This is a genomic window from Sulfuriferula nivalis, from assembly GCF_009937995.1.
Classification (GTDB): Bacteria; Pseudomonadota; Gammaproteobacteria; order Burkholderiales; family Sulfuriferulaceae; genus Sulfuriferula; species Sulfuriferula nivalis.
In genome coordinates, this window is record NZ_AP021881.1 from 1,238,622 (window position 1) to 1,255,414 (window position 16,793).

The following is a 16,793-nucleotide window of genomic DNA, read 5'->3' on the forward strand; positions in this document are numbered from 1 at the left end:
GAGATTGATATGACAGAGACAAATTTTATCCATAGAAAAATTGGACGTATTACCTGGACAGCCTACCAAAAACATTTAACGAGAGAGCCCATTATTTTCTTACCCGTAGGCGCATTAGAACAACATGGTCCACATTTACCTATGGGATGTGATGCGATTTTTTCTGAGGAGGTCTCATTAAGAGTGGCAGAAGCATTGAATGGATTGGTATTGCCTCCTTTAACTTACGGCTACAAATCCCAGGCTCGTAGTGGTGGTGGGCAATTGTTCCCGGGTACGACAAGCCTGGATGGACAAACGTTAACGTCGATGGTGCAAGATATATTGCGAGAAGTGGCCCGCCATGGTGTAAAGCGAGTCGCTGTTATAAATGGTCATGTCGAAAATCAATGGTTTCTTACCGAGGGCATTGACCTGGCCCTTCGTGAAGCGAAAAGCAATGGCAATCAAATGCAGATTGTTCGTTGTGAATATTGGAATTTCACACCACAGGATGTGCTTGAAAGTCTGTTCGAAGGTGCTTTCCCCGGCGTGGATCTTGAGCATGCCGCGCTGATCGAAACATCCATGATGCTTGCACTTTACCCTTCGTTTGTGGATTTAGATAATCTACCCGTGGATGCCTATGGCCAGTTTCCAAATTATGACAGTTACCCGCAGAACGGGCATGGGGTACCTGCTTCCGGTGTGCTTGCGCCTGCTAGTCAATCTTCTGCTGAAAAGGGGAATTTGCTGATAAATAGCACCGTGAATGCCATGGTAAGTGCATTACAGAATGAATTTTTAATATCATGATTTGGCGCGATGGGCCTAATTTCTTGATGCGGGTCAATATTGAATGCAAACATCCAGCCAACTTGGCCCAATTCGGAATGCTTTTTAACAATTTGATGTATAGAGGGTAGGGTATTTATGCATTTCCATAGTGACTAAGTTAGTCTGAATTAATGCGTACTCAAAAGTAATACTTTTGGAGCCGCAGTATGCCAAGGCAGTTTAACTTGTCAAATCGGTTCCCATTGCGCTGCTTTAATGGGTATGCAGTATCTCTGTGGTGTAATTCTGGAAAGGTAGCTTGAAGAATAGGATGTTAATTAAGATTAATCAACATCCTATTTGAATTGGTGGTGCGCCCGAGGTGATCAATCGGGGCACTGGGTTGAGGTGATTCCAGTAGGCAGATAACTATGAGAACTGGACTTCACCCTCAGGCCTACTCGCTTCGTAGCCAGCCGCAACCACTAGCACCGCAGCGACCCCAACCGCCACCTCTTCTGGCAAGCCAAAAATTCCGACTGCAACACCTGCCATCTCTTCCAGTGTGGGTGCCGCTACGGTAGCAGCTGCCCATGAACCCGTTAATGCGCTCATATCGCGAAGAAATCCAAATGTGCCAGCGTCTTGTGCACCAGCCCCAACGCCTGGCAATCCAGCCGCAACATTCATAGCAACATCGCTAGGCTGATACAACTTCCCAGCTGCAGCAGCTTCCGCCTCAGATAAACCATAAGCAGCGGCTCTCGCGAACCCATAACTTGCAAAAGCACCAGCAGCAGCAACCATATCTGGCACTGTAGGACTCGAAGATGAATTTAACCAATTCTGTAACCACAGCCCTACAAAAGACTGATCTGGTGAAACATTCGGACTTGAACCATCCCCAACTGTAAGAACATCAGACATACATACTCCCAAAAAAATATATCAAAAGGATTAATTTAAATTCTTAACATGAGTAACTCAACACGGTTACTGATCTTTTGCCCGCCACCTAATCAATAGCTTTTTCAATTGCACTGCGTCAAATGCCAATAATGAAATCTGCCCTGCGACGAATACAGGAAGCGAATAGCCCATGAAACTTGTCGTCACGAGCACAACCAGCGCCCCAATGTCGCCTGGATGAAATGTCACTGCACCAGAGAATCCGAGCCAGAAGAACCCATAACTCGCGACTATAAAAAACAGAACCGAAAAGCGAGCCACCAAACCAGCACGAGAATACAGCGAGTACCCCAACCTCTCCTCAGCATGCCTGGCATTAAAAGTCAGATCGCTCAGAAAATGATAAGATTTGATGAAAGCCAATAGATTCACAGTACCCGCCAGACAACTAAACCAAACACCTATCCCAGTCATCGCATAGCAAATATCCGCGGCGATAGGTCCATCGGCCAAGCCTGGACGCAACGGAATACCTAAATAACGAACCAATTCCAAGTAAGGGATCAATAGCTTCGCTATACGAAGCGCAGATTCTGGGGTATATTTTCCTGCGATCGCCAAGGCAATCACACAAACCAGCGCAATCCCGCCCATCCAATACACCACTCGACTGGCCTGTAGTAAAAGGGGGGGGAGCGGCACCCGTCTTGCCCCATTTCGAGTTTGCAAATTAAAATCTTGGAACACAACACCCTCCAATTCTCGGAACATAACGTGGCAGTATTATCCACCATCTTGTGCTAATCACATCATCGTGCTAATAATGCTGAACTCGTGCTGTCATCAATCCCTACTTCATATTAAAAATAAAGCAGTGACTAGAGCAATACACAGACATTCATTCACCCATCATCAGATTTTAATTGGCAAATTATCCAGCCTATTAAAAAGGTTGGAATAATCGCATAAACAACCATTTCAAGTATTGATGCTAGAGCAACTGCAAAACCCATATAAAATCGATTTACCGTTTCAAATGCAAACATCCCATTACCAGAGAATGGCCCAAAATAGGGCATTCCAATTGGCAGCAGACTAGCATCAGATAAGATGACCCACGAAATGAAGAGAAGTACGATTACATTAAAGCGCATTCTAGACATTGCTTTAGGTTTTGGACGGTTATGCAAGATTGCTTGAATTTCTCTTTCCTTATTACCTGCGTCACGACTATTGGCGTAAAGCTGCAGGCAAAAAGATTTCTTTGCTCTCCACAAAGGAATAAGAATATAAGGCCATAAAGCCGGTATTACTATAAACAGGAAAGACCACATCAACGCATTCACCGTCGCTGCCAGCTGCCCATAATGATTGTTCATGGCATTATATTTAGCCACTGCTGGCACGATACCTGACATCCAGTCCACATAAGCGCGCAACATTGCCAAAGACTCCAAGACATGCAATGGCATAAGCCAGGATAGCAACAATGGGAACACCACCGTGAATAACGTGGCATAGGTCATATAGCGCTTAGCCTGTTTACTAGCTTGGAAAATACCAAAGCTTTCTGTTCTATGTGCAATGGCTTTTAGTTCCTGCTGCGCTACAACCAATTGCTCTTGTCTAGTAGGTGTATTTTGTGTGACATCCATGGCGTTGTTACTGCTTTGAAGACGCGTAGACACACGTGCAATTACATTTACTGAAATGGTGCCATACGCCACACCAATAAACGCCGCAATCATGACAACACCGGGTTGATAAGGACCCAGTATAAAAACAAACAAAATAAACAAGGTAAACACAGCTGCATGCCAATTTATCCAACGGCTATAAGTAAAGCTTCGCATATCCAATTGCTGGAATGTCCACCACAACCCAAGTAAACCCGCTATGCTGAAGCTGGATAAGATCAGCAACCAATGAGGATAATAAATTATGCCGTTTGGTAACGTGATTTGTGTCATCTCACCATTATTTGGCCGGATGAAACCGAATCCAGCGATCAATAAAATGACTGTTTGCGCCCATGTCAGCTGCTGGAGCTTTTGTAATTGACGAGAAATTGCATTGGTTGTTTCAGTGAGTTGCATACATCCCCCAAAAATTATTATTTTTCACTTCCCCGTTATAACCAATAAAGGCAGGAACAGGCCATCTACTAAGACTATTGCAACGCTACCCATAACATGTAAGACCCTACACTTAAAAAAACGGCTCACTTCATTTATCATTTACGTTCAATATCAGCAAATCCCATCCACCGCATGCCGCTAGACTTGTCCCATCTGGAGAAAATGCCATGGAAAGAGGTGCACCAAATCTGCCCGTGGTTTCAACCTGTTGCACGAGTTCATTCGTGCTTAATTTCCAAACTTGGATCGTTTTACGCGTACGGATATTGTTGTTCCCAGAAACCAGATACTGGTCGTCATGACTAAAAGCCAGTGACAACACGGTTGAATCAACAGGCAATTATTTGACTAATTTACCTGTTTCTATATCCCAAATTCGTATTGGATCTTTATTCACAAACGTACTGGATTTATTAGTTTTTATATTCTTTATGCCATCAGTGACACCCGTGCTAGTGCCAGTTGCAGCAAATCTCCCATCATGACTTATGGCAAGGGCTGTTGGCATATCCATATGAATATTATCTATTGATTGCTGCAGCATCCCTGTTTTGGCATCGAGCATGACTAGGCTGGATTTTCTTTCTGGGTACTCTTGGGCAAAATCAGTCTCCCCCATGCCATATACAAGACTTTTCCCGTTCGCACTAAAAATTAGTGGGGTATTTACCATAGGCCTACCAAGGGTTCCCTCAATAGCTACAAGAGGCTTGTTCCAAACAACCTCACCCGTGCCAACCTGATAAAGCACAATTGCACTCATAAACTGATGCTTATCATCCTTGTCTTTAATACCTATGTTTTTATCAACACCCCAGTAAATGACTGCCAATGTTTTACTGTCGGGAGAAAAAGCTATTGACTGGGCCTGAAGTGGTTGTAAATGGGACATGTCCACATACGGACCGATAATAGTGCGTATTAAGGTGCCGTCTTTAACATCCATAATACTAACGGGTCTTACACCCAATGCGAGATAGCGCCCATCGGGACTATAAGCAACCTTGCCGATACCACGCGGCCCATCAAATGTTCTAATCACCTGATGAGTTTGGCTGTCAATAATATTCATATGGCCACCATCAACTGCAAACACCCATTACCAGAGAATGGCCCAAAATAGGGCATTCCTATAGGTAATAAACTTGCATCAGACATCGACTCTCGTATCAATATCGTCTGGAAATGGATCATAAGGCTCAGCTCGTTTAATGTAAGCGTCCAGCCCAGCCACTCCAATCCCTTCACTACTTATGGTAGTTCATTTTTAAACGGCAGCAATTCATCAATCTGGCTATTAGGCCAGACCGGTAATTTTTCCAACGTATCTTTGAGCCATGCATAGGGTTCCAAGCCATTGAGCTTGGCGGTAGCCAACAAACTCTGAATCGCTGCAGCGCGTTTGCCTGCACGTTCTGAGCCTGCGAACAGCCAATTCTTTTTGCCGATGGCAATGGGTCGTATCGCATTTTCGACTGGGTTGTTATCAATAGGCAAGATGCCGCTGTCCGCATAGCGTATCAGTGCTGGCCAACGCTTGATGCTGTAATCCAACGCGCGGGCTGTGCCGCTGCCATCGGCCACTTTGACGCGAGTCTGGATTAACCAGTCATGCAGTTCGCCCAATAACGGTTTTGCCTGAGTCTGGCGCAACTGCAAACGACCTGCCGCATCCAGCTTGTCCGCAGCCTGCTCAATGGCATAGAGTGCCGCGATACGCTGCAGCGCAGCCGCTGCAATTGGACTTTGGTTGGCCGCATGCAAATCAAAGAACTTCCGACGTGCATGTGCGAAGCATGCCAGCTCAGTGATGCCTTGGGTAAATAACGCTTTATAACCAGCGTAATCGTCAACCATCAAGTGTCCTTGCCAACCTGCCAGAAAGTGCCGCGCATGCAATCCCTGTCGCCCTGGCTGATAGTCAAACACCACGATAGGCGGTGCGGATGAAGGGGATGCCAAATCACCCGTGCGGTAAGCCCACAGATAAGCTTTCTTGGTTTTGCCCGCCCCGGGGTCTAATTGTGGCACTGGCGTTTCATCCGCATGCAATACACTGCGTGCCAGCAGTAATTCAGTGAGCCTGTCGACCAACGGTTGCAACGCTACCCCCACACGTCCGACCCACTCCGCCAAGGTGGAACGCGCCAGGGTCACCTGGCTGCGCTGGGCAATGTGTTCTATACGGTAGAGCGGTAAATGATCAACGAATTTACTGATCATCACCCACGCCAGCAAACCTGATGTCGCCACGCCGCCGTCGATGACGGCAGCTGGAATGGGGGCGGCAGCAACGGTTTCGCAGTGGCGACAAGCATACTGTGGACGGATGTGTTGATGCACGGTGAACTGGGCAGGTTCGACATCCAGTTGTTCGCTGATGTCTTCACCGATTTTGATTAACGCACCACCACACGCACCGCACTGGCAAGATGCAGGCTCATGGCGATGAATGATGCGGGGCAGATGGTCAGGCAGTGGCTGACGACCTGCGCGTGGACGCGCAGGCTTGGGGATAGCGGTTGTCGCATCTTCGGTATTAGGTGTATCTGGCTGCCCGATTTGGGCTTCAATGGCCGTGATGTCGGCTGCCCAGCACTCATCAAACAACGCACGCTGCTCAGGCGAGAGCTGCTCGCTCTTGTTGGCGAAGCGGATGCGGCGGTAATAGGCAAGTTCCAGTACCAAAGCCTGGTTCTTGAGTTCGGCGTGCTGGATTTGCTTAGTCAGCGTGAGGATTTGTGCGGTGTTTTGCTGGAGTAATACTGTGTTTTGTTGAATGAGTTCAGCATCCTGTTTAACCTGCGCCAACAGCTTATCCACATACGCCGCCAAGGCGGGATCGGGGATAAATTGGGCAAGTTGTTGGGCTGAATCCATGCTTGAATTATACCATTTCACCCCGCCTGAAACCAGCAATAATGCGGGTTTCAGGCATGTTTTTACTGAATCATGAGTGGCTACACCTGCCAGTGGGCAGGGGCTGGGGCACTGAGTCTTTGCCAGTCGATACCTGTGATCAGCCAGTCCCACTGTGTGGGGGTTAAAGGATGGGTGATGGCAGCGATGTCTGGCCAGGTGAAGTGACCACGATGCAGTCGGCGTTGGCACAACCAGACCCCTGTGCCATCCCAGACCAGGAGCTTGACCCGCGTTTGGCGACGATTACGGAAGGCGTAGGCGGCGCCGTCGCAGGGACTGCGACCCAGGCGGTGCTGGATGCGCTGGGAAAGGCCATCTATGCCGATGCGCATGTCCACGGGTTCGATGACTAGCCAGACCTGGGTGGCGATGGGGCTGATGGGATGGGCAGATATCATGGCAGTTGCCGCAACAAGTCAATTAGCCAGGGCGTGCTAGCAATGGGAAGCTCTACCCGCCAGCCAGTGGGGCTGTGGAGCTGGAGCGTGCCCGTGACAGGCGCAGGTTGAACACTGACGGGGATGAGGGTTAGCGGTGGCTGGCGCGTGAGATTGGGCGCTGTTGTCAGCTGGCTGCGCCAGCGATAAAAGGTCTTGGCACATAAGCCGTGCTGGGTGCAATAAGCTGTGACGGTCAGTTTGGTTTGTTGCCAAGCGGTAAGGTGCGTTTGCCAAAAATCAGGCGTGTGTCGAGTAGCCATCTAGCGTGCCTTTCATAAAAAAGCAGCTAGATTGCATGAGTTTGGCGGGCAATGACAGGTGGATGGGCTGGACGCTTACCGTTTAATCAGCGCAATGGCTGCTTCATCAAGTATGATACTGCCAGACGACTCTATTGTTTCTTGGGTTACCTGTGGACAATATTCTTTTTATCTGTCACCCCGTAAAGCTGGCTGAATCAATATGGGAGTTTTATGACATTTTGCCATTTGCCGCTTACAAATTCATGACTGCTGCCGTGTATTAAGGATTAGTAACCATCTTCTAAATGAAGTTAATATTTAAGCAGGTATCAACAATCCCTATTTCATTAGGTAGTTGGACAGATACTTAAGGTGAAGCCGCATTGGTACTGGATGCCAAATTTTTCTAAAGCAGACGCTTTTTAATACATTTTACAAGCCTTACTGAGTGACTCCTTTGGCTAAACAAGAGATCGTTGTATCAGTATGAATAGAAGATTGCTTATGGCATATCTGCGCAGTTCAGCATGCAAGCTTAAACCTACCCTAAGAAGTTATTGCGCACTTGGATGAATTCATAGTTAGGCATCAATATAATCGGCATGCACTATAAGTCAGTGCAAAAGAAAGCCCGACACAAAAAGTGTCGGGCCGAATGATAAATATGATTCCTCCTTAAAATCACTTTTAATGGCATTAATCTAAGCGTCGCCAAACACCTAAATTCATACCACCGACCTGCACCGCAGGCCGTAATCAATAATGAAGCGTGCAATACTCACGCTTCCCGGACGAACCTACCCCGCCAAGGGTGAGTTCGTTCTGCAAACTACCGCCAAGTAGTTTGCGATTTTCGCTTGCTGTCCGGCTACCAACCGGACTCGTCTACTTCTCGTCGTGTCGTTTCCCCAACTCGGTTTGGCTTTCGACCAAACGTCAACATCGAAGAAACACGCTCATACGCGTCACAGATTTTTCGGATTCGTTACATCCGCCGCCCCAGGTGCCACCCTGGTGCGCTGTTCGGCGCATTTCGCACCACTTAGACCAACTTCTTACGTTCATGCAGGAACGCCGCTGGCTCACGCCATGGCAACGGTAAGGGGCTGGATACCCTGTTTCAGACGGGAGAACCGGGAGAAGACCCTGTCTTACTTCTAAAACCGTTGTACTCCATGACGCTTCCACCAAATTGCAGGCACTATAGGCCCTATACGGCTTCTGCACTTTCCAGACGGCACCCTGTTTAAGGGCGCTGTTACAGGTTTAAGCTCTCAGCGCGGCTTGCAGCTTCCCAGGCGCAACCCTGGTTCACCACACGCTCGCCCGAACAGTCCAACGCACTCGCGTTGTCCATCCGATGTGCACATCACTGTGCACGATTACGCAGCCATCCTGTCTGGCACACGTTATGCGGTTTTCCCGCATCGCCGTGGTTGAGACTCACACTCAATTTCCAGATGATCAGGTACACTGGGGCATTTGCTCCCCGGGCCCGTTTCGTGTTCGCACCAGTCCCACCTTCTCAGGTGATTGGCATGGGATAAAGCAGCGGGATTACGCTGTCTGTAGTAAACAGACAGGATTACTCCGCTACCTCCCCCTCGCACCGTGCAAGCTCCATTACGAGCACACGGCGCCACACGACTTGCCCTTGGCAAGGCTACCGACACAGTCGGTATAGACGAAACAGCTTGGGCGTTGGCGCGCCCTTGCTGCTAATAAGCAGGTGTTGGCGCACCGGAACGCATCCGCAATTTCTATCGAAGAATTTTGTCCTTACTCTGTATAGTCACTGACGCGCAGTTTTCATCTTTTTATTTTCCCAGTTCAGTATTGAATTCATCAGCATTCTCATTGAATAGCAGTCATGCAGGTATGAGAGATGTTTTTGTCTAATCCAATGAACAGTAGCTATACAAGGTTCCATCACTATAAAAGGAGCCTGTCATGGCAAACCTATCGATCAAAGCACCACGTAACATGACCGCGCTGATGCAGCATATGCAGCGACTCGTCACAACTGGACACCATTACTGGACAGGGGGTCGTATCGCCATGCGCCACATCCTCAAGCTCATTGATAAATACCCTGACTTTGCCTTACAGGCGGATGCGCCAGCACGGGCATACCGCAAACGTACTGGGCGCGCCTCAGTACATCTTGTACTTCATCCTGTGGTAAGTACGAATGATATGGATATCCCGTGGTGGATGTTGTCAACCGGCGGGAAGCTGGGGCTCACTAGTGACATTAATTTGCCCGGAAAGGTACATGATGCACGCACCCTGGAAGGGCGTCTGTGGAGCGATGATTACGAACTGATGCAGTTGGAGAAGAACTATATTGCTGGCAAACCAAAAACCATGACCTGGACCTGGCGCATGACGCCGGCACGTTTCCGGGAATGGCAGGCATTACTCATTGAACGAGTAAAGGCACGTGACATTAAGTCAGTCATGGCTGTCTTTGATCTGCTACGAGAAATGCCGCAATTTGCCGGGGTGCGGTCACAGGTGTTGCGCCTGCATTTCGATGCAAGTCGTATGCTGGTGAAATTGGGTATGCCGGGACTGGTGCCGTTGGATTTACCCGTCATGCGTATGCAGAAGTTGTGGCATGAGGATTTTGAAGTGTGAATTGCAAAACGGTGACTATACTGTCAGATGCCCATCATATTGGGCAGTATCATTTTTTAATATCCCATCGTTCAAATTAATTAGGATATTGGATTAGCAGTAAAGCACAGAGGACAAGTAAAGAACGACGGGCTTTCCGTGAGAGAGTCCATGAAAACCTCGACTGCGCAAATTATTGCGCCACATGTTTCCCACGTTATTGTGGAAACGCTATCCTTGTCATTGAAGCAAAACGTAGATGTATCCGTTACACTAACGCTGAATAAAGATTTCTGCAGAAACTCACCAGTCAATGCCGAGTTGATGCTGACACGCAAGATGCTTGATGATATTTTTGCAAGCATGCCGCTAGATTGTTCTGAGGAGTAAGCCATGTCTGTTGCTTTATACGCTCGTGTTTCAACGGTTCGTCAGGCGCAGGCCGATCTGTCAATTCCCGATCAACTAAACCGCATGCGGGAATGGTGCAAACAGAATGGTTTAGTTGTTGCAAAAGAATATGTGGAACCTGGTGCATCAGCCACCGATGATAAGAGGCCCGTGTTTCAGCAGATGATAGATGAGGCAACAAAGAAACCGCACCCTTTTGAAGCAATTATTGTCCATTCACGCTCACGTTTCTTCCGTGACCTGTATGGTTCGCTGCATTATGGGCGCAAACTCAGCCAGGTAGGAACCAGACTCATTTCTATCACCCAACCTACACCAGACGACGCAAGTGGCGAGATGATGGTGAACATGATTTCCATGATGGATGACTACAGCTCTAAGGAGAATGCAAAGCACACGAGTCGTGCGATGATGGAAAATGCCAGTAGAGGCTTCTTTAATGGATCTCGTGCCCCATTTGGTTACCAAGTGGTGGATACTGACGTGCCAGGACATAAGGGTAAGGTCAGGAAAAAGCTTGCTATTGATGACAAGGAAGCATTCATCGTGCGCAAGATCTACGGCTGGTATTTGAATGGCCTGAATGGACACTTGCTTGGCATAAAAAAGATTGCACAGGAATTAAATGAGCAGGGCCTGCTAATGCGCGGAGGCTTATGGCGGTCACAGAAAATCCATGATGTTCTCTCAGACCCGACCTATCGGGGTGAATATAGCTACAACATGCGGGATTCCAAGAAATGCATTATGCGCCCCGAAAGCGAATGGATCCGCTGCCAGGTAGAACCTATTGTTGAAGAGAAGGTTTTTGATGATGTTAGGCGTAAACGCGAGGCGCAAGATCCAAAAAAGGTTGCGCTGGGTAAGGCAGTTCCCCATGCATTGACTTCGCCAATACTGCTTACAGGATTGCTAAAGTGCAGCCAATGTAATGCTGGGATGACGCTGGCGACTGGAAAAAGCGGGCGCTACAAATATTACAAGTGCTGTAAAAAAATGAGTATTTCACCCCATGTCTGCGATACACCCAACTTGCCGATGGATCGGATGGATAAACTCATACTGGAACGCCTGATAGAAAAGGTGCTAGCACCGGATCGTGTGACTTTGATGATCAAGGATTGGCTTAAGCATCAGGAAAAAATGCAAGGTAGTGATGATAAGACGGTTCAGGAATTGACTAGGTCTTTGAAGGTGACAGAAGATGGTTTGAATAATCTATATAGTGCAATCGAAAAGGGCATCATTGCACTGGATTCCAGTCTGCAAAGTAGGGTAAACCAATTAAAAGATACCCGGGAAAAGATAGTAACAGAAATGGCTTTATTGAAGCGAGACAAACCATCATTTCGAAAAATATCGCCCAAACAGGTGGCTTATGCGACGCAACGGATGAAGGAAATCTTGTTGGATACTGAGTCTGGGTACGGTAAACAGTTGTTGAATCTTCTTGTAGAAGACATAAGAGTCGATGGTAAACAGGCAACTGTACGGGGTAACTATGCGGCACTTGATCTTGCCGTTGATGGAATGAAAATGGGCACTCCGATTGGAGTGCCCAGATTCGTCAATGATTGGTGCGCCCGAAGAGATTCGAACTCCTGACCACTCGGTTCGTAGCCGAGTACTCTATCCAGCTGAGCTACGGGCGCATCGATGAAGCGTGAAATTGTAACATTACTGCTTACTAAAATCAACTTCAAATCAACATTTCTGCTGATATGGGGAGTTTGGCGGAGAGAGAGGGATTCGATTAAATAACATCAAAATCTCAATTAAATCAAGCCATTGCCACAAAATCAAGTTGGTTGCTAGTTACAGTTATTAGCTACAGTGCTAGTTACAAACATAATGCGGAGCGAAGTGTATCATGCTGAGTGTAAGAGCGCTAGTTCTTTCGATAAAACACAGTTTGATCGCTACATAATGAACCTAATCCGCCTCTCATAACAAGGCCGTGTAATGTCGAGTTGATATTGAACAGACACTTTTATCCTTGTAATGTTGGTTGCAAATATGGGCTATTGAGATGCATCCTAAATCGAACTAGTAGGTTTTAATTTGACGGAACACTATTATTAAGTTCATTGGTATATGGCTTAGTTTCTTCAGTGTTATAAAATGATATACCGCAAGTTTATAATTATAACGATGCGTTATAATTATTTATAATAGGGTGCGTTCAAAAGCTAAGTACAACATTTTTAGAGGAAAATGTTGTATTGAAAAATATATAAGTAGATGTGCCCAGTAACGGTGCGACAGCTCACACTGCGTATTCTGGTGAAATCCGCCACTCATAATGCTTGCAAAACCGCCACCTATAAGGTTTCAAAAGCGCCCCCCATAATGCTCGCAAACCAGCCACCGGAAATGGTTTAAAAGCGCTACCTACTTTTCGTGAGTTTTTGAATGGATGTTTCTGGTTGGCATAGCAGCCGTTAGTTTCGATGCAAGGTCAGACTGACCGCTTGCAACTGCGGATTCAACCGGTCGGAGATGGTGTGTTGAATGCACACTACTCGGCCTTAGCGGACTATCCTCCAGTTTGTCCTGGGTTAACTACAGGCGTCCGTTTTGTGGCATGCAGTTACATTGCCCATAGTGACGTTCGCTAAATAAGCAACGCTCTTAATCCATCTTCTGATGTTCAACGGCGCCATCAACATATCCCCATGCGGAGAATAATGTTATGAAATGGAATAACAAAGCAGAGGCAGATTCATTATAGGAAAATCAGCATTCATTCAACCGTCATCAGATTTTAATTGGCAAATTATCCAGCCTATTAAAAAGGTTGGAATAATCGCATAAACAACCATTTCAAGTATTGATGCTAGAGCAACTGCAAAACCCATATAAAATCGATTTACCGTTTCAAATGCAAACATCCCATTACCAGAGAATGGCCCAAAATAGGGCATTCCAATTGGCAGCAGACTAGCATCAGATAAGATGACCCACGAAATGAAGAGAAGTACGATTACATTAAAGCGCATTCTAGACATTGCTTTAGGTTTTGGACGGTTATGCAAGATTGCTTGAATTTCTCTTTCCTTATTACCTGCGTCACGACTATTGGCGTAAAGCTGCAGGCAAAAAGATTTCTTTGCTCTCCACAAAGGAATAAGAATATAAGGCCATAAAGCCGGTATTACTATAAACAGGAAAGACCACATCAACGCATTCACCGTCGCTGCCAGCTGCCCATAATGATTGTTCATGGCATTATATTTAGCCACTGCTGGCACGATACCTGACATCCAGTCCACATAAGCGCGCAACATTGCCAAAGACTCCAAGACATGCAATGGCATAAGCCAGGATAGCAACAATGGGAACACCACCGTGAATAACGTGGCATAGGTCATATAGCGCTTAGCCTGTTTACTAGCTTGGAAAATACCAAAGCTTTCTGTTCTATGTGCAATGGCTTTTAGTTCCTGCTGCGCTACAACCAATTGCTCTTGTCTAGTAGGTGTATTTTGTGTGACATCCATGGCGTTGTTACTGCTTTGAAGACGCGTAGACACACGTGCAATTACATTTACTGAAATGGTGCCATACGCCACACCAATAAACGCCGCAATCATGACAACACCGGGTTGATAAGGACCCAGTATAAAAACAAACAAAATAAACAAGGTAAACACAGCTGCATGCCAATTTATCCAACGGCTATAAGTAAAGCTTCGCATATCCAATTGCTGGAATGTCCACCACAACCCAAGTAGACCCGCTATGCTGAAGCTGGATAAGATCAACAGCCAATGTGGATAATGAATTATCCCGTTTGGTAACGTGATTTGTGTCATCTCACCATTATTTGGCCGGATGAAACCGAATCCAGCGATCAATAAAATGACTGTTTGCGCCCATGTCAGCTGCTGGAGCTTTTGTAATTGACGAGAAATTGCATTGGTTGTTTCGGTTAATTGCATTAATCCCCCTCCCGGAAAACGGCTTAGATCCAGCTTTGATTATTAAACGTCGTTATTCTTTTTTTATACTTACCGAATGACTACTCGGAAATATCAAAGTTCTGGTGATAACAATCGCATCGACTCTCGCATCTATATCCTCTGGGAATGGATCATAAGGCTCAGCTCGTTTAATCAGCACAATGGCTGCTTCATCAAGTCTGATACTGCCAGACGATTTTATTAGTTTGACGTATGCCAAAGTACCATCAGGTTTAATGAATATGCTCAACTGCACTTGACCGGATAGCTTTAGCCGACGAATTTCTTCTGGATAATCTTGGTCACCTATTTTCTTAACCTTGGTTTCCCAATCCGCCATGTATTTCGCGTATTTTGGATCCCGTGGCGTGGCGCCTAGATATAACTTGCGCGTTTTATAAACAGTATTCTCTAGAGTACTATGTTCTTGTAACTTGGGTGTTTCCAAACTCTGCTGTAATAACAGGGGCTTGTCTAATTGGTCAGGTGGCTGAGGCTGCACGATATTCGGCTGGTCAGACTTGGCTGCTTGAGAAATCGATTTTACCAAAGGTAAATCGTCTGCATAAGCAGACGCTCCCATATAGCTTAGTACAATCAATATTTTTATGAAAGTGTGCATAAATGTCTATTCAGTGATGATGTCGTTCGTTACTAAAAAACAGAAATTGTGCAACAGCCTTAAAAACCAATTGTGTGTAATGACTCACTGGAACACCCATCACTTCACTGGCCACACCACACTGTCATCCACTGCATAGTATTGACAATGTTGATGGGTTTTTTTGCATGTTAGCATCGCGCTTAATATGGGGTCATCGCCTTGAGTGGAAGCTGTCCATGCCCCATCGGGTGCGACCACAAAAGCTTTTGGCTTATTGAGCGTCAGGTATTTCTCATAACCTATGCGTCCAGCAGGCGTTAAATAGGGCACCGCACTTTCATCACTAATTGGTGCAAAATTTGTCGGTATGGGTGCAGGGGTTGGACGCACCCAGGTTACATCATTATCAGCGGCATATACCTGACATATTTGCCTGTGTTGTTGACAGGCTCTTAATGCTCTTCCTAGTGGATCAAAACCACCAACGAAGGAGGCTGCCAGCCCTTTTGTAGAAAACACAAATACCTTAGGCAGCGGTTCGGTAAGGTACTTTTGATAGGTTTGCCTTCCTGCATCATTTAAATAAGGAACCGCATTCACGTCATCAATCGCGGCATAGTGTGATGCTGGGGGAAACTCTACAGGCAGATATTCTGGATGCGTAATTGCATTTGGCATGCCTATACTGGATAGGAAGCTATCAACCTTGGGAACCCATATCCGCATACCTTCTGGAAATCCAAGCAGATTATGCGAGTCGGTCATGAAGCGTCCAAAGGCAACAAGCTGGGCTCGTCCACCTGCAGAAGTATAATGATCAAACATACCTTGCCATACAGGTGGTGAGAACTTTGAGTCATTGTCACCATAAAACCACAGTGAAGGAACTGAAGTTTTCGTGGCGTAACGCTCGGCACTTTGCGCTAAAACGAACTGTGTTGCTGTGCAATTGGATACGGCAATCCCTCCAACAAAATTAATCAGTCCTTTTACACCAGGGTAATTAAGGGTGCCAAAAGCAAGGGTATTCCATCCACCAAAACTTTGCCCCGCAACGACAATCTGATTGCGGTCGATATAAGGTTTTGTCACCATGTAGTCAATGACGGCACGAATATCCTTTGCATTGCTAAGGCCAAGCTCTTCTTGGACACAACCGTCAGCTCTTTGTTTTCCCTGAGAACCAGAGAACCCGCGCATCATAGGCAGAACCACGGCATATCCCCTAGAGAGGAAATAGTATGCGGAGTTGGTGTGGTAGTAACGAGGCTCAAGTTCGGGGTGGGTTGTACCAGATGCACCATGATTCATTACTGCCAATGGAAACGGGCCTGGGCCATCAGGCTTTAGTATAGTTACAACCAACATGGCAGGGGATTGCGCATCTCCTGGTACATTGACTACCTCCTCATTCAAGGAAGCAATTGGCGCTATATTGCTCTCATCGGCACTAGCCAGGGCGGCATTTAATCCAATAGTGTAAATAAATGCACTGAGTATCAACCGAAGTATTGCAGGGTGTGTCATATAACCAAGTTCCAATGTTTAAAATTTATGAAATTAATTTGCCAAATCCACTATGGATTAACAGCGCTACGCCCCATTAGGCCGGTACTTGCAAGCAACCGTAATCGAGCGGAACGCCATTCTGCCATGCAACGTATTTGTTCCTGTTGTGCATCAGAGAGTGCTGTTTGTGTGTTAAGAATTTCCAGAATATCAGCCGCACCTTTTTCATACTTCCGCTTCGAACTATTGAGCGATTCTTGAGCAGCCAGATAACTGATTTA

The 16,793-nt window shown here is 46.5% G+C and carries 16 protein-coding genes and 1 tRNA gene; 4 read left to right on the forward strand and 13 right to left on the reverse strand.

The window, feature by feature from the left end:
• The first annotated feature begins 9 nt into the window (after positions 1-9).
• Positions 10-795 carry a creatininase gene (locus tag SFSGTM_RS06390; RefSeq protein WP_162084460.1) on the forward strand — a complete coding sequence of 262 codons (786 nt, stop codon included), beginning with the start codon at positions 10-12 and terminating at the stop codon, positions 793-795.
• Between the two features lie 390 nt (positions 796-1,185).
• On the opposite strand, the gene SFSGTM_RS06395 is transcribed toward SFSGTM_RS06390, so the two are convergent.
• From SFSGTM_RS06395 to tnpA, 8 genes are all read right to left on the reverse strand, one after another.
• Positions 1,186-1,683 carry a hypothetical protein gene (locus SFSGTM_RS06395; protein WP_162084461.1) on the reverse strand — a complete coding sequence of 166 codons (498 nt, stop codon included), beginning with the start codon at positions 1,681-1,683 and terminating at the stop codon, positions 1,186-1,188.
• A 66-nt stretch (positions 1,684-1,749) separates the two neighbouring features.
• On the reverse strand, positions 1,750-2,319 hold the full coding sequence (locus tag SFSGTM_RS06400) for a hypothetical protein (RefSeq protein WP_162084462.1): 570 nt from the start codon (positions 2,317-2,319) through the stop codon (positions 1,750-1,752).
• Between the two features lie 248 nt (positions 2,320-2,567).
• On the reverse strand, positions 2,568-3,761 hold the full coding sequence (locus SFSGTM_RS06405; protein ID WP_162084463.1) for a hypothetical protein: 1,194 nt from the start codon (positions 3,759-3,761) through the stop codon (positions 2,568-2,570).
• Between the two features lie 130 nt (positions 3,762-3,891).
• Positions 3,892-4,125 (reverse strand): WD40 repeat domain-containing protein, encoded by a 234-nt coding sequence (locus tag SFSGTM_RS17305; RefSeq protein WP_353545285.1) that lies wholly within the window; start codon positions 4,123-4,125, stop codon positions 3,892-3,894.
• An 18-nt stretch (positions 4,126-4,143) separates the two neighbouring features.
• Positions 4,144-4,875 (reverse strand): WD40 repeat domain-containing protein, encoded by a 732-nt coding sequence (locus tag SFSGTM_RS06410; RefSeq protein WP_162084464.1) that lies wholly within the window; start codon positions 4,873-4,875, stop codon positions 4,144-4,146.
• Between the two features lie 179 nt (positions 4,876-5,054).
• On the reverse strand, positions 5,055-6,683 hold the full coding sequence (gene tnpC / locus SFSGTM_RS06415) for an IS66 family transposase (RefSeq protein WP_162084465.1): 1,629 nt from the start codon (positions 6,681-6,683) through the stop codon (positions 5,055-5,057).
• 80 nt (positions 6,684-6,763) lie between these two features.
• The gene (gene tnpB, locus SFSGTM_RS06420; RefSeq protein ID WP_162083704.1) at positions 6,764-7,123 is read right to left on the reverse strand and encodes an IS66 family insertion sequence element accessory protein TnpB; all 360 of its coding nucleotides are present in this window, start codon (positions 7,121-7,123) and stop codon (positions 6,764-6,766) included.
• Complete coding sequence (tnpA, locus tag SFSGTM_RS06425) at positions 7,120-7,425, reverse strand: IS66 family insertion sequence element accessory protein TnpA (protein WP_162083703.1); 306 nt, start codon at positions 7,423-7,425, stop codon at positions 7,120-7,122. The genes tnpB and tnpA overlap by 4 nt, the downstream gene beginning before the upstream one ends.
• Before the next feature lie 1,932 nt (positions 7,426-9,357).
• Between tnpA and SFSGTM_RS06430 the strand changes: the two genes are divergently transcribed.
• The 3 genes from SFSGTM_RS06430 to SFSGTM_RS06440 all read left to right on the forward strand — a co-directional run bounded on the left by SFSGTM_RS06430 (position 9,358) and on the right by SFSGTM_RS06440 (position 12,042).
• Complete coding sequence (locus SFSGTM_RS06430; RefSeq protein ID WP_162084466.1) at positions 9,358-10,047, forward strand: hypothetical protein; 690 nt, start codon at positions 9,358-9,360, stop codon at positions 10,045-10,047.
• 150 nt (positions 10,048-10,197) lie between these two features.
• Positions 10,198-10,416 (forward strand): hypothetical protein, encoded by a 219-nt coding sequence (locus tag SFSGTM_RS06435; protein ID WP_162084467.1) that lies wholly within the window; start codon positions 10,198-10,200, stop codon positions 10,414-10,416.
• Between the two features lie 3 nt (positions 10,417-10,419).
• Positions 10,420-12,042, forward strand: coding sequence for a recombinase family protein (locus SFSGTM_RS06440; RefSeq protein WP_162084468.1), 1,623 nt, complete (start codon positions 10,420-10,422; stop codon positions 12,040-12,042).
• On the opposite strand, the gene SFSGTM_RS06445 is transcribed toward SFSGTM_RS06440, so the two are convergent.
• The 5 genes from SFSGTM_RS06445 to SFSGTM_RS17310 form a co-directional block, all read right to left on the reverse strand.
• Positions 12,013-12,089: transfer RNA gene (locus tag SFSGTM_RS06445), tRNA-Arg, on the reverse strand. The genes SFSGTM_RS06440 and SFSGTM_RS06445 overlap by 30 nt on opposite strands.
• A gap of 1,095 nt (positions 12,090-13,184) precedes the next feature.
• Positions 13,185-14,378 carry a hypothetical protein gene (locus tag SFSGTM_RS06450; protein ID WP_162084469.1) on the reverse strand — a complete coding sequence of 398 codons (1,194 nt, stop codon included), beginning with the start codon at positions 14,376-14,378 and terminating at the stop codon, positions 13,185-13,187.
• Between the two features lie 52 nt (positions 14,379-14,430).
• Positions 14,431-15,021 carry an energy transducer TonB gene (locus SFSGTM_RS06455; protein ID WP_162084470.1) on the reverse strand — a complete coding sequence of 197 codons (591 nt, stop codon included), beginning with the start codon at positions 15,019-15,021 and terminating at the stop codon, positions 14,431-14,433.
• Between the two features lie 99 nt (positions 15,022-15,120).
• Positions 15,121-16,530 carry an alpha/beta hydrolase family protein gene (locus tag SFSGTM_RS06460; RefSeq protein WP_162084471.1) on the reverse strand — a complete coding sequence of 470 codons (1,410 nt, stop codon included), beginning with the start codon at positions 16,528-16,530 and terminating at the stop codon, positions 15,121-15,123.
• Positions 16,531-16,580: 50 nt separating this feature from the next.
• Positions 16,581-16,790 (reverse strand): TolC family protein, encoded by a 210-nt coding sequence (locus tag SFSGTM_RS17310; protein WP_162086228.1) that lies wholly within the window; start codon positions 16,788-16,790, stop codon positions 16,581-16,583.
• Positions 16,791-16,793 lie beyond the last annotated feature (3 nt).

Coding starts and splice junctions, on each gene's coding strand:
- SFSGTM_RS06390 (WP_162084460.1), top strand. CDS start 10: ATGACAGAGACAAATTTTATCCATAGAAAAATTGGACGTATTACCTGG.
- SFSGTM_RS06395 (WP_162084461.1), bottom strand. CDS start 1,683: ATGTCTGATGTTCTTACAGTTGGGGATGGTTCAAGTCCGAATGTTTCA.
- SFSGTM_RS06400 (WP_162084462.1), bottom strand. CDS start 2,319: ATGGGCGGGATTGCGCTGGTTTGTGTGATTGCCTTGGCGATCGCAGGA.
- SFSGTM_RS06405 (WP_162084463.1), bottom strand. CDS start 3,761: ATGCAACTCACTGAAACAACCAATGCAATTTCTCGTCAATTACAAAAG.
- SFSGTM_RS06410 (WP_162084464.1), bottom strand. CDS start 4,875: ATGAATATTATTGACAGCCAAACTCATCAGGTGATTAGAACATTTGAT.
- tnpC (WP_162084465.1), bottom strand. CDS start 6,683: ATGGATTCAGCCCAACAACTTGCCCAATTTATCCCCGATCCCGCCTTG.
- tnpB (WP_162083704.1), bottom strand. CDS start 7,123: ATGATATCTGCCCATCCCATCAGCCCCATCGCCACCCAGGTCTGGCTA.
- tnpA (WP_162083703.1), bottom strand. CDS start 7,425: ATGGCTACTCGACACACGCCTGATTTTTGGCAAACGCACCTTACCGCT.
- SFSGTM_RS06430 (WP_162084466.1), top strand. CDS start 9,358: ATGGCAAACCTATCGATCAAAGCACCACGTAACATGACCGCGCTGATG.
- SFSGTM_RS06435 (WP_162084467.1), top strand. CDS start 10,198: ATGAAAACCTCGACTGCGCAAATTATTGCGCCACATGTTTCCCACGTT.
- SFSGTM_RS06440 (WP_162084468.1), top strand. CDS start 10,420: ATGTCTGTTGCTTTATACGCTCGTGTTTCAACGGTTCGTCAGGCGCAG.
- SFSGTM_RS06450 (WP_162084469.1), bottom strand. CDS start 14,378: ATGCAATTAACCGAAACAACCAATGCAATTTCTCGTCAATTACAAAAG.
- SFSGTM_RS06455 (WP_162084470.1), bottom strand. CDS start 15,021: ATGCACACTTTCATAAAAATATTGATTGTACTAAGCTATATGGGAGCG.
- SFSGTM_RS06460 (WP_162084471.1), bottom strand. CDS start 16,530: ATGACACACCCTGCAATACTTCGGTTGATACTCAGTGCATTTATTTAC.